The 15377-nt window shown below is 57.1% G+C and carries 8 protein-coding genes and 1 pseudogene; 2 read left to right on the top strand and 7 right to left on the bottom strand.

What is annotated here, in order from left to right; translation table 11 throughout:
• Positions 1–145: 145 nt before the first annotated feature.
• The 6 genes and pseudogenes from I6F20_RS31510 to I6F20_RS38485 all read right to left on the bottom strand — a co-directional run bounded on the left by I6F20_RS31510 (position 146) and on the right by I6F20_RS38485 (position 8704).
• Positions 146–2360 (bottom strand): annotated as a pseudogene (locus tag I6F20_RS31510) (T3SS effector XopP-like protein).
• Positions 2361–2903: 543 nt separating this feature from the next.
• Positions 2904–3257: a hypothetical protein gene (locus I6F20_RS31515; protein ID WP_225129472.1), complete on the bottom strand. Its 354-nt coding sequence runs from the start codon at positions 3255–3257 to the stop codon at positions 2904–2906.
• Positions 3258–3535: 278 nt separating this feature from the next.
• Positions 3536–4777, bottom strand: a complete 1242-nt coding sequence (locus I6F20_RS31520; RefSeq protein WP_306469169.1) for a cytochrome P450 — start codon at positions 4775–4777, stop codon at positions 3536–3538.
• A gap of 332 nt (positions 4778–5109) precedes the next feature.
• Complete coding sequence (locus I6F20_RS31525) at positions 5110–5991, bottom strand: pantoate--beta-alanine ligase (protein WP_225129476.1); 882 nt, start codon at positions 5989–5991, stop codon at positions 5110–5112.
• 202 nt (positions 5992–6193) lie between these two features.
• Complete coding sequence (locus tag I6F20_RS31530) at positions 6194–7675, bottom strand: pentapeptide repeat-containing protein (protein WP_225129478.1); 1482 nt, start codon at positions 7673–7675, stop codon at positions 6194–6196.
• 870 nt (positions 7676–8545) lie between these two features.
• Positions 8546–8704, bottom strand: a complete 159-nt coding sequence (locus I6F20_RS38485; RefSeq protein WP_225129635.1) for an ABC transporter ATP-binding protein — start codon at positions 8702–8704, stop codon at positions 8546–8548.
• Positions 8705–10279: 1575 nt separating this feature from the next.
• Here I6F20_RS38485 and I6F20_RS31540 point away from each other — a divergent pair.
• Entirely contained in the window at positions 10280–11077 is a 798-nt protein-coding gene (locus I6F20_RS31540; protein WP_225129480.1) for a hypothetical protein, read from the top strand.
• Positions 11078–12162: 1085 nt separating this feature from the next.
• On the opposite strand, the gene I6F20_RS31545 is transcribed toward I6F20_RS31540, so the two are convergent.
• Positions 12163–12603 carry a VirK family protein gene (locus tag I6F20_RS31545; RefSeq protein ID WP_225129481.1) on the bottom strand — a complete coding sequence of 147 codons (441 nt, stop codon included), beginning with the start codon at positions 12601–12603 and terminating at the stop codon, positions 12163–12165.
• A 2073-nt stretch (positions 12604–14676) separates the two neighbouring features.
• On the opposite strand from I6F20_RS31545, the gene I6F20_RS31550 reads away from it, so the two are divergent.
• Entirely contained in the window at positions 14677–15366 is a 690-nt protein-coding gene (locus tag I6F20_RS31550; RefSeq protein ID WP_225129483.1) for a response regulator, read from the top strand.
• The last annotated feature ends 11 nt before the right edge of the window (positions 15367–15377 follow it).

Consider the following 15377-nt stretch of genomic DNA (forward strand, 5'->3'; position numbering starts at 1 on the left):
TCCCGTAAGCAGTGTTCTCTCCCAGGCTCCAGCCTTCTGTGAGCTGGAGCCCGACGACGCTCAGCGCAGCTCAGGCAATCCGCCGAGCCGGTCCGAAAGGCATGAACTCACGCCGACGGCTCACCGCCGCAAGACAACCAGCTCACTAGATCCCCAGTCGAGCCATCTGAGCTGAAGCGTGCTCCGGGTCGGGAAGGGGCTGCCACGGCTGGCCAGCGGCGGTGCTCAACAAGGACCTACAGAACGCAGGAGTAAGCTTGCCGCGGTGGACCACGACGTTCTCGTGCCCCTCGGCGGCTCGAGCGTTCTGCCAGTGCTGATTGTAGCCGCGCTGTTCGTCAGACTTCACGTGGCTAGCGGCGAATTCGCGATCGCCCAGCGTTGCCAATTGCCAGGCATGTACCGGCCGCTTGGTATGGATGTGTACCCACATCGGCCTTGGCGTCCCGCCATTGCTCAGCGCCATGGGCTGTAGCTTGATTTCGAACAGCGTCCCTGGCTCTCCCTTCAAGGCGCGAGGTGGATCCACTGACGCCAGTTCCCCCGCTGCCCGCAACTGTGCAAGGTATTTCTGCGATGGAAACGCATAGCTCTTCATGCAATCGCTCGTGATTGCTGCCTTTCGCGCGCTCAATGACTTTGCCTGCCCCTGAACCTCGGACCCCATCCTTTGAAGCCGGACTATCTTTTCGTGCACTTCGGGCACCTGCGCAGCCGTGAGCATGCCCCGTCGGCGAGGCTCCTCCAGCGCGACTACACAGGCCTCAATCTCGGAGGACTGCGTCTGCAAGCGCTTGATCACGCGATTCAGGACATGTTCGGCGTCCTCGGGCTTCATCTGGCGCGCTTGCGAGACGGCGCTTTGCTGAGCCCGCAGATCGAACTGCAGCAGCTCGTCCAATCGCTCAAGTAATCCCGGCAGTGCCTTCCTGGAGGGCGGAGCCTGCCACATCTGGAGGTGATCGGTCGCAGAGGATGACGCAGCTGCCTCCTCCGGCGTGGCGAGTTTCTTTGTACCGAGATCCGAGAGCACGATGACCTTGCCCGTGGGGGCCGTCGTGACATCGGGCCTGGCGAGTTGCGCCGCAGGCGGGCTGGCCGTCGAACTCCCCTCGCCTGCGGCTGCTCCGCGCCTTGCTTTGCCCTTTCTGCGCACTGGAGTGCCTTCACCCACCAGGGCAGTGTTTTCTGGCAGCGCAGCCCAAGCCGGCGGTTCAATCGTCACTTCCGTCTTTGGCTGCAATGCCAGCAGCCGCATGACGTCGTTCGCCGTCACCCACGCACCGTCCACGATCTCGCCAAGCAACTGCAAAGGAAGGTCAGCTTGCGTTCCAGCCTCCCTCAGGGGGGCAAGCATGCCCCTCAGTTGGGATGCAAATTCCGAAAGCCGTTCCATCACTCCTTCCAGAACGGCGCGGTGCTCGGCGTCGAGCACCGCTCCTCCGCGAACGGCGTCGCCCGTCGAAACAAATGCCGGAAAAACATCTCCAACAAAAGTCCCGAGCAGACGCACCCTCCCGCTCTCGTCCATGAGGGCGGCTCGCGCCTCTGGTGCTAACGTGCTCGCTTGCGACTCAATCAAGAGCTGCGCGAGAGCGATCCGCGATTGCAGATACATACACTTGGTAGTGAGCGCCCAGCCTGTATTGAGCCTGAGTTCCGCCTCTTCGGCCTTGCGCAATCTCGGGCGTGCTGCTTGGCAAGTGGGCAGTAGCCGCACAGACTGACTGCATCCGCTCGAAGCGCAGCGCCTTCTTTCCCCACCACTCCATGCAGGCAGCATATTGGTTGGCGACGCCCGCAACGACGCGGCTCAGCTGCTCGGGCGGAGCGGTGTCTTTGACATGGTCGAGCAGGGCTGCTGCTTGCTCTCTCCTGTTCTCAAGTTGGTAAATGATATGGGTGGCCGCTTTGTTACATTGGTTCCCCGCATCCAGCGTGTCGTCGCGGAGCCGGCGAGCCTGATCGTCAGGCAGGATACGACGCGCCAAATTGGCAGGCAGATTCGCGTAATGCTCCAGAACTGCTGAGCCTGCTTCGACCACTCGATCGATCAGCTCTTGCGCCTTTTCCAAGTTGCAGCGTTGCGTGGCCGCTCGACGGCAAGCTTCAAACTTCTCAAGCAGGCTGTCCAAGTTTCGCTTTGCCGCCTTGATCTCGTTGCGCGTTGGCGCCGCCATATCTGAAGCCGCAGTTCTGTCTTGAGGCCCGGAGCGCATCCGCTCCAGGACGGCATCGAAGGATTGACCGCGTTCCCCAGGGAAGAGACCAGGCTCCAGGCTCGAACGGCTCAATTCCCCGGCGCTGTCGGCTCCCGCCGCCTCACCCTGTGATGAATCAGCTCGGCCAATACCTTTCATACTTCATCTCCGAATAGTCGAGAGTGCGCAGCCTGTCTGGATAGGCCCCCCAGCTGACGACTAGCTGACCAAGAGCATTCATCTGGATGCACAAGAAAGAAGATCTCGCCTTGTGTTCGACTTCCATCGCAGCTCCTCGTGTTGCTGAACGAGCCGCATCAGTGCCGGCGTGATCAGCTAGGACGTGACCGGGGCCCGACCTGCCCTGCCCGCGAGATAGTCCCGCCCCAATGCGGTGCCTCGGTGCACGCGAACTGGGCCAAGTCATCCCCAACCGCCTCCTGGACGGCAATTTTGGCCAAGCAGGAATGGCTAGCGTATGTCTATCGGCAGACCTGCGCTCGCAACACGCGTCCCGCTATCCAGCAAACAGACTTCGACCGAAGAGCTTACCAAGTCACCAGCCATACACGGGCGTGGCGAGACGCCGGAGGCCATCAGCAACAACATTCTCCAGGTCCGAACTGAGCAGAATCGACGTTGCGCAGCCTTCAAACTACATCTCGCCAAAGCCGGGCCGCGCCCAGGCCGGTTAAATCACACTCATAGAAATATGGCAGCGAGGGTACCAATCGCACCGAACATCAAGCCTATCAACGAACCGGCTGTCGGCACGTCTCTAAAGAGCAGGAGGGTGAGCATCGGTTCCACTACCAGAATCGCTCCCATCGATATCGCGACAATGATCCAGATATTCTTCAGATGCATGTAGCCCAGCGCGTATCCGAACACGAGGAGGATGCCGCCGAACGATATCAGGAGAAACATCGGCAACAGCATTGCCAGATCACCGCCGGCCTTTCCAAATTGCCGTGAGGCAATCAGCTCGGCGAATATCGAAAGCGCTTCTCCAAGGAAAATCGCTGCCACCGCTACAATCTTCAACATCAAATTCATCAGCCTCTGCGGTCCCGGCTACCCAAGGCAGCCCGGAGACGCGGCATCGGAGTTACCGTGGCGGTTGGCTTTTCGGCGTCAGGCGCTTTGCAAGTCGTCCGCGCGCTACACTATCGCTCCTCACGTGTACTTCGAACATCTGCCCGGCTGATATAGATTCCTACATGCAGCCATTGTTTCGCGCCGACCAAACCATCTTCGCTGCTTGCAGAAGCGAAGATGGTTCAGGACGGCCCACCCCACCGCGTGCCGGCTGCCAGACCGGGAGCGACCAGGGCCTAGGCTGCAATCCGCACGGGGAGAGCGGAATAGCCGTGCACGAAGTTGGACGCAATTCGCTCGGGTTCGCCGACAACCTTGACCTCCAGTCCCGCACCCAAAATCTCTTCCCAGAGGACTCTCAACTGCAGTTCCGCAAGATGTCGACCAAGACAGCGATGGATACCAAATCCGAACGAGAGATGCTGCCGTACATTCTTGCGGTCGATGACGAAACTGTTGGCGTTCTCAATGATCTCTTGGTCTCGGTTGCCGGAGATGTACCACATGACGACCTTGTCGCCCTTCCTGATCTGCTTCCCGCCTACGATGCTATCGGTCGCGGCGGTGCGGCGCATATGTGCGATCGGCGTCTGGTATCGAATAATCTCGGACACGGCACTCCAGACCAGCTTGGGATTGTCGGTTAGTTTTCTCAGTTCGGAGGGGTGCTGACTCATGAACAGGAGGCCGCCGGTAATCGAGTTGCGCGTGGTGTCATTCCCCCCAACGATCAGCAGAATCAGATTCCCGAGAAACTCATTCGGCTCCATATGGCGTGTGGCGGGCGAATGCGCCATCAAGGAAATCAGATCGAGGCGCGGCTCGGCATTGATGCGCTCGTTCCAAAGCCGTGTGAAATAATCCAGGCACTCGGATAAGATTGTGCTTCGCTTATCCCAGCTGTCGATCGCATGCCCTGCTTTCGGAGTTCCAACAGCTACGTCTGACCAATAGGTCAGGAGTCGCCGATCCTCAAATGGAAAGTCGAACAACGTGGCGAGCATCTGCGTCGTCAACTCGATGGAGACCATCTCCACCCAATTGAAGGCATCATTGCGCGGCAAGCCGTCTAGAATCGCCCTGACCCGAGAGCGGATCAAGATTTCGAGTTTCGCCAAGCTTTCCGGTCCGACTATTGGACCCACGGTATTACGCTGCTCGGCGTGCTGAGGAGGTCCCATCTTGATGAAACTCTGGGTCCAGTGCTCGGCAGGCACGTCAACAATAGTGACACCTTGCTCTGACGAGAATGCTTTGTGGTTTGTGTCTACCGCTACGATATCCCGGTATTTCGTCAGGGACCAATATGGGCCATGAGGGCTGTCTTGACAGTAGTGAACGGGATCTTCCCTTCGCAACCGCTCGAAGCACCCCCATATGCTGTCGTCTTGGAAGCGCTTGGCCTCGCTTACATCCAGATTTCTTAGCGGGACAACACACGCGTCGTCAGCTCTATAATCTTCCAATCGCCTTTCCATATCATCTCCGCAGATTCTGCTCTCGAGAGCTTACGGATCCAAAGGTCGCGATTCACCGTTTTCGAGCTGCCGTGACGTTTGGCTGCGACGCGCCGCTCGAGCAGACTATCTCAACGTGCGGCTAGCCGACCCTACCATATTGGGCAGTTCGGTATGGATTGACTTTTCAAGTTGATCTACTCAGTGGATCGTGAGAGCTTCACCGCTGGTGGGACGATGGCTGTGCGCTTGGGCAGCGCAAAGCGGAATGCACAGTCATAACGTAGGCGCTGCGTTCAGGCGCGGCCGGAGTGACTACTTTTGTCAAAATCACGACATTCATAATCGTCTGGCTAGGACTTTTCAGGTAGATCGATCCAGATATCCGGAGCACCATTCAGGAGTGTATCCTGATCCGGAACGTAGATATTATCGAAGACCCTGAGGCCATGAGCCGTTGCCGCTGCAACAATTATGAAGGGGAGCTTGACCTGCTCCAGGTCTGCGAAGCTATCAGCGCCAACAATGCGAACAAAATCGAGTTTAAACTGTCGGAACGCTATTTGAGTTGTAGCCGACGCGACAAGATCCTTGACGCTCGACGCCCCTTGGGCGATCTCTTTTCTCGAATGGTTGAGGGCCGTGAAGAGACACGAAAGCTCATCAAGCTCGGATCGGCTAAATCTTCGCAAGCGCGACGAAATGGGAACTCCGTTCCTGTATCTCACGGTCGGCACAAATCGTATCTCACAATCAAGAAGCAAGTCTGCGACAGCGCGCTTCACCAGGATCGCCTGACCGATATCCTTGAGACCGAAGTAGCTGCGAGTTGGTCGCGCATAACAAATCCAGCGGATTGCCCCCGTAACGGCTTCCTTCAAGTACGCCTCAGGCCCATCTAAACGCAAATGATAGTCGCCTTGCGATACGAACGTTCGATAGCCAGGCGGGAACATTTCGGTGTCGTTCGAGGAAATCACGGCAGTTGCTCCCGCACGTAGGGCAAGTCCAATATCAGCGTCCAAATCGAAATCGTAGCTCCCACCTGGTCTAAGCTGAGTCTTGTTCGGGTAGACTGTGACAATCGCGACGTCATTCTCCGATGCCGCTCTTCTGATCAGTTCTGCATGCCCATGATGCAGGGCGCCTAGGGTGTGTACCGTCCCAATACTCTGACCTGTTCTCGCCACCTCCCGGATGAACGCTTTGCCTGCGGAAAGACATCCCAGATGCATTTTCTTACTCCAGTTCTTTTGGACCCCGAAAGAGTGGTCTGATCGGTCGGATCGCAGAAGGTAGGCCCTGGTGTCGTATTGGCCGCGCACGCCTCCGAGCCCCAAAGAGCTTTAACGCCCGCTCACAGCTCGGACCACCGCACCAAGCTGCTCTAAGCTCACCGACATTGTACGCCCTTCTATTTTGCGATTTCCAAAGCCGTCAGGTCGAGCCTTCTCGACCACGTCTGATCAACGATGAGAATTCAGCCAGATAGCTTGATGACTCGCGCGGCTGATCAGCCTTCAAAGCGGTCTGCAGTCCCGGACATCGGTCGGCAAAAAACGGTGGCTCGAATGTGGTTATCTTAGCGCCCGAAAAGTCGACCTTTACGAAGCTGGCCTGGAACGGCGATATCCCACTCAGATTCGCGTCGCGCAAGGACGATTGGTTCATGCGAACGTATGCGACGCGCGTTGCCTCCAGGTTGGTGTCGGTCATTCCCGCGGCGAGATATGCCTGAACGAGATTGGATCCTTCGAGATTTGCGTGATCCAATGCCATTGATTGCGGGGGATCACCGGTCATCATCGACCTGTAGAGGTAAGCCTGGGATAAGTCGGCATATTCAAGATCGCAGTCGCGCACAAAGGCACAGCGGCCACGAAAGCCCGTCAATTTGGAGGCTCGCATTGTGCTCTCTGTAATCGAAATGCTTTCGCCTGATGCCCGAGACAGGTCCGCTCCATCGAGCTGACAGGAATGAATAGAGGCACCGTCCAACACAGCACCGATTAGGTTCGCGTTGGACAAGCTTACGGACAGAAGCCGCGCCTTGGTCAAGTCTGCCTGCTCAAGCTCCGCACTTGAAAGATTTGACAGGTGAACATCAGCGAAGGGAGCGCTCAGAGCCCTCGCCGCAATGCGGCCGCTCACCTTTGAGAGTCTCAGATACGGAAGATGAGCGCCTTCTAGGGTGAGACCGTCGACCGAGGTGGGACGCAAGATCGATAAACAGTCCCCCTTTGACTGGAAGAACGAGCAAGCCGCCAGGTGCGCTTTCGTGATCGTGACTTGGCTCAGCTTGGCAAAGCGGAAGGAAGCGGAAGGAAGGAAGCATTCATTGATGGTCGAACCCTGTAATTCCGCGCCATCAAATACAGCATCACTCGCGTCGCACTGGTAAATGAGAAGTCCGCTTAGCATCGCGTTGTCAAAGCGTGTCCTTTTCATGCTGCAACCGTGAAACAGACTTCCGGTTGCATCAATTACACTGCGCAGACTGGCATCATCGAAATTGCAGACCTGCGCTGCAATCGCGTGCATATACGCAAAATCGAGCTTGGCCCCGCGGAAACTTGCCCTCTCTAGCCCTGGGCAGATAAGGTTTGCCCCAGAAAGGTCTGCCCGATCCAACTTTGCTCCGTAGAGCTGCGCACGATTGAGGGTACAGCGTCGCAACGGGAAATCTGACAGGTCGTGACCGTTAAAGTTCTCGGAGGATAGCTGCAAACCAATTCCAGTCATTCTGATCGCCTCCTCGGTTCGCCTCCCGACAGCGGCCACTGCGCGCAGCCGATCGGCAGCTCGGCTCCAGTACCGAACAAACTCGCCATCTGATGAAAGTTTGTTTTTCGACTCTGACCAGTGCTCTGCCCCTTCATTCGCGGTGCACTCGCTATCAGCGCCGATTGTTTGCGACATGTCGACGATTCCGTATTGCCCGGATTAGGGGGGGCCTGTTATTGACCTCTTTTTTGGTAGTCCTTGGAGTTACGCTATGCGATTTGTGGCGAACTCGTCGGCGAAATGGCGACAAGATGCGTCGGTGAGACACCTATTGTGTCGGTGGCCTCCGCAGCCGGCACGCTTGAGCACGTCAGCCGAATTCTCGTCTTGCGTCCCCACTGCCGCTCGCTGCCATTGTTTACCGAGACCGGCTAACGCTGGCAGCGCAACGGTCGTTTGACAGTGCCGATATGTCCAGAAGTTGCGATTTGGCTCGTCAGCTCTTATAGGCAAATCCACATCGCTCTCCATCAAACCGAATGCGAAGAATTCAAGGTCTTGCTTCTTTTTCAGAAATGGACCCACGGCTTGCCGGCTGAAACGTGACCATTCACAGCGCTGCTCTCAGCCTTTCCTCGGCATTACATCAATTTGATAGCAATGACCGTGCCAGCCGCATCAGTCGTATTAATGGCTGAGTAGGCGTCATGAAATCGATATTGACGCCGAATGTTTTGAACCTGACAAACACGGTCTCATTGTCAGAGACCGCACCATCATCGCAAGGCTATCGTGAAAGCGACAATTCCGAGCTCGTTTGCCGGAGAGCAAGAGCCGCGAATCCTTGCGGGCACCCATCGATGACTTGCAATGCAACACTTGCGGATCGCCGACCTCACGGTTAGCGAGTGTTCGAACTCGGCTAGTCCTGCTCCGCGCGCCCGCCGGTCCATCTAAATGGGAGCCCGGGCCACAGCTGTCCTCGTCGAGCGATGATCGAGCGCGCAATCGTCACCAAATCGGCGCGCAAGGCGAATGCCCGTAGAGGATCGAATTCGAAGGCATTCACGCGATGCCTTCTTCGAGGATCGTAGATAACTGACCTATCTCTTGCTCGCGCACAAGACGCGGCATGGCGGCGATAAGGCTCTTGGTATATTCAGACAGTGGATTACGAAATATCTCTTCAGTGGGGCCACTATCGACGATTCTCCCCCGGCGCATAACTATGACGCGATCGCTGATATGACGAACAACACTAAGATCATGCGAGATAAAGAGATAACTTATGCCGAGGTGGTCGGCGCTCCAGAATTCATCAACAAGCCAGCTGCTTCTCAGGAAGGAGTTCTGATGCCCATTCGCGATCGGAACGTTTGGACTCGCGAGCGAGCGAGCAAGGATCGATAGAGGATCTTTACAGGTCGAAACCACGCAAACGCAATAGTTGAGTATTTCAATCTACTATCGTCTGTTGGCATCCCTTCTATTGCGACGTCTATCTGTCCATCGCTTAGCCCAAATGGTCTCTGATCAGGCTCGGCGCCGGCTCAAAGCGAGGAACATGAATTGATGCGCTCGAGAACACACGACAGATTTGGCCGACCGCACCCCCGGCGTTCTGACCTAAGCCATCACCGTCCTGCCATTAGCAACAGGAGTGCAACCCGCGAGCGCCAAGAGCCGCTTCCTTCGGCCATCCCGGCTTTGGATCAACCCAGGAAGACTGATGCTTGTCAAATTTTCATGCGTCGGTGCCTGGTATCTATCGCTACTTTGACCGGAAACGCGCCGGGCTCGGAGGAAGGAGGGGCCGATACGACCGACCGCGAGATTGCCCTAGGTCTTTTTGTTCAGCTGCGCCTGCAGGTCACACCAACGGCTTGCGCGGCGAGATGTTTATAAGGCGCGACTAACGTTGTGGTGCATTGTGTGGCGCATCGGCTGCAAGCGTCAACGCCCCATTTTTCTTTTCCGAACTGAGGCGCCCGAGCGCCAGTCCTTGCCGCCACGTTCTTTATACACCCGAATCGTTTGTGGCCCCAGCCACGTCTGGTTGGCAGTTCAACGTCTCGCGGCCGCACAGCCTGTTAACGTTGCGAGTTAAGCCACTAACCGTGTGTTGCGGATGCCTGGATCGGAGCCGCACGCCCGGCTCTTGTTTTACGGCCAGCGCCCCGCGTACCGACGCAAGGCCCCGCATCAGCGGTCCCGACAGAGGACAATGAGCTTCAGCCATCCCAGCCCGGACACGAGCCCGACGGCTGCGGCCAGACTAAGCTGTTCGGACCACAGCTAGCATCTTGACGAGCATTTAAAGGAGCTCCACTGGGAGCCGATGCAAGCTGGCCCAGGCATACTTCTCCACGCCGCTCAAGCCCACCGATAGCCGCGCTTCCGCCGCGCTGCTTCTGCCGGACCTTCACACGGCGCTGCCGTGGAGCGGATACCGACGATGGCCCCATCTCCAAACTCCGCTCTGCAATGAACAACAGGCTCGCTGGCATAGTCGGAAGGGCCCCGAATTTTCTTCAATGAGGCTGGTCAGGTGTTCGACAGCTAACCCTTCTAGCATGGCAAGACTTTGTCCGGACAGGAGGCCGACTTGATGGCCCAAACTCTGGAACAGAAGAATGACTTGGATCCCCGGTCAGTCCGGCCCGCACGCCCTCAACACACCGATCCGCTCGAGAACAGCCTCGGTGTGTTTTATCGACATTGCGCGGGTCGCGGTTTCTGATCCTTATCGGATCAACTTCGTACGAATGATATTGACAAGGCTACCAAAGGGAGAAGGGCATGGACCCATTTGAGGACGTCAACCGATCCGAGGCTCGGATGCATCACCTCGAGCCGCGACAGGAAGAGACAGCGCAAGCAGACTTTGAGCAGCGGCTTAAAGAGTCTCAGCCAATCCTCGCAGCATCGGCTTCACCCGTGGCTGGATCGAACCGGACGGTAACGGATGGTAACAAGAGAGCGCAAGCTATACTGGAGAATGAACGGTGCACGGCTCCATCCTTTGTCAGAACGCGCGCTCAACTTGCCGCAACGCTGACGTGCGCGAACATTGCGGAACTCAGAAGAGAAATCGAACTCGCTGCGCAAAGATCAGCAAAATGGTCACGAGTGAGTGGATCGTCAGTCGACCGCGTCGATATTGGCCGCGTTTACGACGACGTGATGGTATCATCATACCTGGAGCTGCAGCGCTTTCAAAACCACGCCAGTCATTGCAAACCACATGCGTTGGACCGTCTAAGCGCGATGGCCCATTTGCGTTCCATGGCGGCTTTGCGTTACGACGCCGCCCCTTGGAATATCTGGGGAGGCCAACGACTTGATCTGGGTCGCGCAGCGGCAGAGCACGTGAGGGGCGATACCAGTTGTTCGCCTTTTGTGTCGCTGTCAGAGGAGGCCTCACAACTGCTCCTTTCGCCGGACGATGACAACGAGTATGGCGCCAAAGTCATCGCGGAAAACGCGAATGAGTTGCACACCTACACGGTGCCGAGGGTCACAACTTGGACGGCGGAAGAGATCGTCAGTATTCTCGAGGACGGACTGAGAATGATGAACCCGCTCTGGCATGGATGAGTGATACCCCGACTGAGGAGCGTGAGGTACTATTTCTGGGCGGAAACTTGGACGACTATCGGACCGCTAGCGCATCTAATCCATATAGAAAGTCAGGAACAAAAGGCTGAGGTACGGGCTACGGAAAGGGTGATTTGCCTTTTCCGGCGCTCGGAAACATCGAACGCAGCGTTTCGCGCTACCAATAATACTCCGGTCCAACTGGCCAGCGCGGGCGACCGGCCGCGTTCCGCGCTTGGAATGAGAGTTTCAGCCCAAACCTGTATGGTCTCTAAAGTTCGCCCACTTATCCTCGGGTTGGAAGGGCCCGTGCCGATCATTATTCACTTTAGCTTTCCGTCTGGCCAGGTCAGGTTTTGCGAAGCTAACATGAGTAGCGATAGAACGAGGTAGTCATGCCCGCCGACCGCAGCATGGATCGATACAACGAAATCAGCCCAACCGACGGCCGCGCTCTTCTCTTCCGTTGGCCGCAATTTGGCTGAACGAGGTGCTCGTCGGCACCTCGGGCGGATGCTCAAGCTTTCGAAACCACGGATCGTTTGCTCAGAGAGCTTAGATCTGCGCCCGAACGCAGTTTACGAGCGGTGAGCAAACCCATAGCAGCCAGCCCAGATGATCTTAAGCGGGATCGTTCATTCACCTTGTGGCTGCATTCGGCAGTACTGAGATTTCAGGTGAAAGGATCCCAAAAAGAGGCGGATGAAAGATAAGAGCGCACCCGGGCCTAAGGTCGTCATCATTGCGGGCCCGCGGCTGGAGCGACTTGGGAATAATGTTCTTACGATAACCGCAGCCGTGAGGACGTCCTTCGAACTCATCTGAAGCGTTCAACTGAGAGCCTTGGGTCCGCCCATAAGACGACTACCTGAACCGCCGACCTTCCAATCCCTGAGATGGAATGGAGATCGGCGGCCCTCATGAGTTACCTGAGCAGCAAGTTCGTACAACTTGATCCTCGTCCGACGAAACGACCGTCAGAAACACTCTGATCTTTCCTGACGATCGAAAGGATTGGTATCCGTGCGAAGGTGTCCGCACGAAAGGATTAAGTCTTCGAAGCGCCCCCTGCTCTGTGCTCTTCGTTACCAGATGAACTTTGCGCCATCCGGCAGTTCGCAGATGAATTCTCCCTGGTTCACGAGTTCGGTGGTCCCGACGACAAGTTTCGAGGCTCGCACCGTCAGCTTGCCTTCGCGGCTAAGGCTATGGCGGATGTACTCGGTCACGGCATGCCCGGAGCTGTCGACCGTTTGATGAGCATTGGCGAAGCTGATGCCGTTATGGACGGTCACCCTGAAGGCAGTGATGACCAGACCGGCTTGCGTCGCGGACGCAGGCTTGACACCCTCCGCTGTGGTACAGCGGCTCATGTCCAGTATGAGCTTTACATTCTTCCCCGCCTGGAGGGCACTGAGCACCTCAGTGTATTTCGGCGAGGGCTCATCGGCTCTCGCCGGCGCGCTCACGCTCGCGGCCGAAAGCAAGGACAATAGGATCGGTAGTGCTCGGCCAGTAAACTTCATATGCTCTTCTCCCTCGATAAGTACCGCAGATTGCGCTTTTAAGGACGTCGTGCTCGCAAGCCGTTTGTCTGCTTCCAGACACACGCGCGCTCGCGCCGGTACAAAAGCAGCCTGTCGCAACGAGGCGCAAGTCGCCGTGATGGCTATTCCGACATCACAACCTCGTAGGTCAGGTTTGCTGGAGTGACTTAGCTTCGCGCGCCGACTTGAACGATTTGATGCAGCGTCTCCTCCGCTTGGAAACCACAAAACGGCAGCCGGTTGCGCTTGTCCGTCGCAGTCCTAACGGGCGAGAGAATGCTGTTCTCACATCTGCATAAGGAGACGATCCAGGAAAGAAATTCGACCAGCCGCAAGCGCCAGTTCGTCCGCCTTGCTGTGCACCGTCTCCCTAGATGACGCGTCCGCAATGAGGTGGTGGAGCGAACCTGACGCGGCGGTCCGAAAAAGCTCAATCAGGGGACCCGATCTCGGCCTGATCGAACACCAATGTCGGAAGGCACAAGGTAGCACCCTATTATGATCCGTCGCTTCGCGCGGCTTCCGTCCAGCTGACCGTTCGCGTCGTTGACGGAATCTATTCGACTCATTCCAAAGCTATTCGCTACCTGGATGCGTTCCATCAAAACAATCGATTTTGTCGATCGCGCCTAAAGCCCCATAATCTCTCGTGATGTATGGAGGCAGCATTCAAGAATGTCCCTTGGCAATCGATTCCTTCTTCAGTCCCTTTCCGGTCAAATCGGCTTGCGCGCTCCGGCGTCTGCATCCCAGAAGTTAGCTGTCCCTGTGCGTCACATAGAGGCATCTCGCCACCGTCTCCTTGCTAGATTGACACGCATGAGATCTCTGACGACCGTGAGGTCACGCCTTAAGGCCTAGCAAAGACGACTGCCTTCACACACTGTCATCGGCTTTGGCTCAAGCTACGCCTTATTGGACCGACGAAACGCTCATGACCCTGGCGAGAGGGCCGAGCGTTCCGCAGGTCGATAGTCTGGCTTCAGAGGTCGCCATCGTTTCAGAATGCTTGCGAGGTCGAGAGCACTGCTACGACCAGCGGTCAAAGCACTTGAATCTCACCTAGCGTCAGATTGTAGGATTTCCGACAGCCCCGCGACACAGAACCAGCTCGCGTGTACCCTTCCTGACAGGTAGCAAGAATTGCGAACGTCTCAAAAGCACAATGCTAAGCCGCTCCGTCCCTCACGCTGCTGGACTGCTCCTCTCCGGAACGCTGGCGGTCGCCATCTGGCCCTTACTGGGCGAGACCCGAACATTCTGGCGCCGTGCACCCCGAAAGACGAAATGGTGCTGGTGTAGTCACCTGGATCTATGCGCGATGACAACCACGAGGAGCTCGATTGGATCGTTCGCAGCTTCCGCTGGGCTGCGGCGGACGAGGGGACCTCGGGCGCGACGGAACTTCAGGGCGGTCGACGTCTTGCGTGCAAAGAGTCGGCTGCGAGAGGGTGTTCTTCAAACCGGGAGGGGCATTGATCGTTTCGTCGAGCATCTCAGCCTGTGAAGCCATTGGCCAGGTGCGTCGCGTGATGTGTCTTCGAATGCGGAAAGACTTGCATTGTCGTGACTTCACGACACGACAGGCTCAACAGCCCAGCAAGACTGACCGCAGACCAAGACGAATTGGGGAAGTTTCCAAATGTCGGTTTCGCTCATCTGTTCAGTCACAAATCCGATCGTCTCCCGCGCTTTGGTTAAGATTGCGCGGCCTGGCGCTATTCGCACTGCAGGCGTTGGCTCAGTGCACGCAAGAACGGCTGTGATCGGCCTGCGAACGCGTCAGCGAGCTGCCGCGGTTCAAACAGAATCAGCTCTCTTGCTCGCATGAGCGGCATGTTGAGCGGCGCCGAGGTCGTAAGCAGCCCCGAGGGGTCCGTGGTCCATCTGACGACAATGGACCGGCAGAGACGGATCGACTGTCAACATGTTCCGCCCTCTCGTTTCGGGCTGTTCAAATTCACACCAATCCAGCCGCCTCTCAGTTCCATCGAGCCCATGGTCAATCGTGACGCGCTCAGGTCTTGACGTGGATGGACGAGAGGCGATGAAATGCGAATTCTCCTGGTTGATCATCATGCGGACTTTGCCCGCGCCGTGAAGGAAGCGCTCTTAAATTGCGGCTTCGCCGTCGACGTGACACGCACGCTGGATGAGGCGGCGGCCGCGCTCGATTGCGCGAACTACCACATGGTCCTGGTCGAAACGGATTTGCCCGATGGAGACGGATTGGACTGGCTGAAGCAGCTGCGGCGCGAGGGACGGTCAATGCCGGCGGTGATGATGAGCAGTCTCAATGATCTCGGACGGCGGATTGCAATTTTCAATGCGGGCGCGGATGATTTTCTGCCCAAGCCCGTGTCTATCGACGAACTCATTGCTCGCATGCGGGCCATTTTGCGACGGTCAACGCAGATGATGGCGCCGGTAGTGACATTCGGGAATCTGCATTTCGATCCGATCGCGCGACAGGTCTCGGTCGGTGGTCGAATACTGAGAATTGCGCGCCGCGAAGTGTGCATTCTTGAACATCTGCTCAACCGCGCCGGCCGTACCGTGCCGCGCGCATCGCTCGAAGATAGCTTGTATGCATTTGACGACGAGGTCTCGACCAATGCGCTGGAAGTCGGGATTTATCGCTTACGCACGCATTTGAGCCAGGCCGGTGCAACGCTAAGGATCAAGACCGCGCGCGGTGTCGGTTACACTCTTGAACTCATTGGCGCAGCATCGGCTGCCTAAGCCGATCCAAC

The sequence above is a fragment of the Bradyrhizobium sp. IC3123 genome, assembly GCF_020193625.1.
Lineage (GTDB): Bacteria > Pseudomonadota > Alphaproteobacteria > Rhizobiales > Xanthobacteraceae > Bradyrhizobium > Bradyrhizobium yuanmingense.

Coding starts and splice junctions, on each gene's coding strand:
- I6F20_RS31540 (WP_225129480.1), top strand. CDS start 10,280: ATGGACCCATTTGAGGACGTCAACCGATCCGAGGCTCGGATGCATCAC.
- I6F20_RS31520 (WP_306469169.1), bottom strand. CDS start 4,777: ATGGAAAGGCGATTGGAAGATTATAGAGCTGACGACGCGTGTGTTGTC.
- I6F20_RS31515 (WP_225129472.1), bottom strand. CDS start 3,257: ATGAATTTGATGTTGAAGATTGTAGCGGTGGCAGCGATTTTCCTTGGA.
- I6F20_RS31545 (WP_225129481.1), bottom strand. CDS start 12,603: ATGAAGTTTACTGGCCGAGCACTACCGATCCTATTGTCCTTGCTTTCG.
- I6F20_RS38485 (WP_225129635.1), bottom strand. CDS start 8,704: ATGCGCCGGGGGAGAATCGTCGATAGTGGCCCCACTGAAGAGATATTT.
- I6F20_RS31525 (WP_225129476.1), bottom strand. CDS start 5,991: ATGCATCTGGGATGTCTTTCCGCAGGCAAAGCGTTCATCCGGGAGGTG.
- I6F20_RS31530 (WP_225129478.1), bottom strand. CDS start 7,675: ATGTCGCAAACAATCGGCGCTGATAGCGAGTGCACCGCGAATGAAGGG.
- I6F20_RS31550 (WP_225129483.1), top strand. CDS start 14,677: ATGCGAATTCTCCTGGTTGATCATCATGCGGACTTTGCCCGCGCCGTG.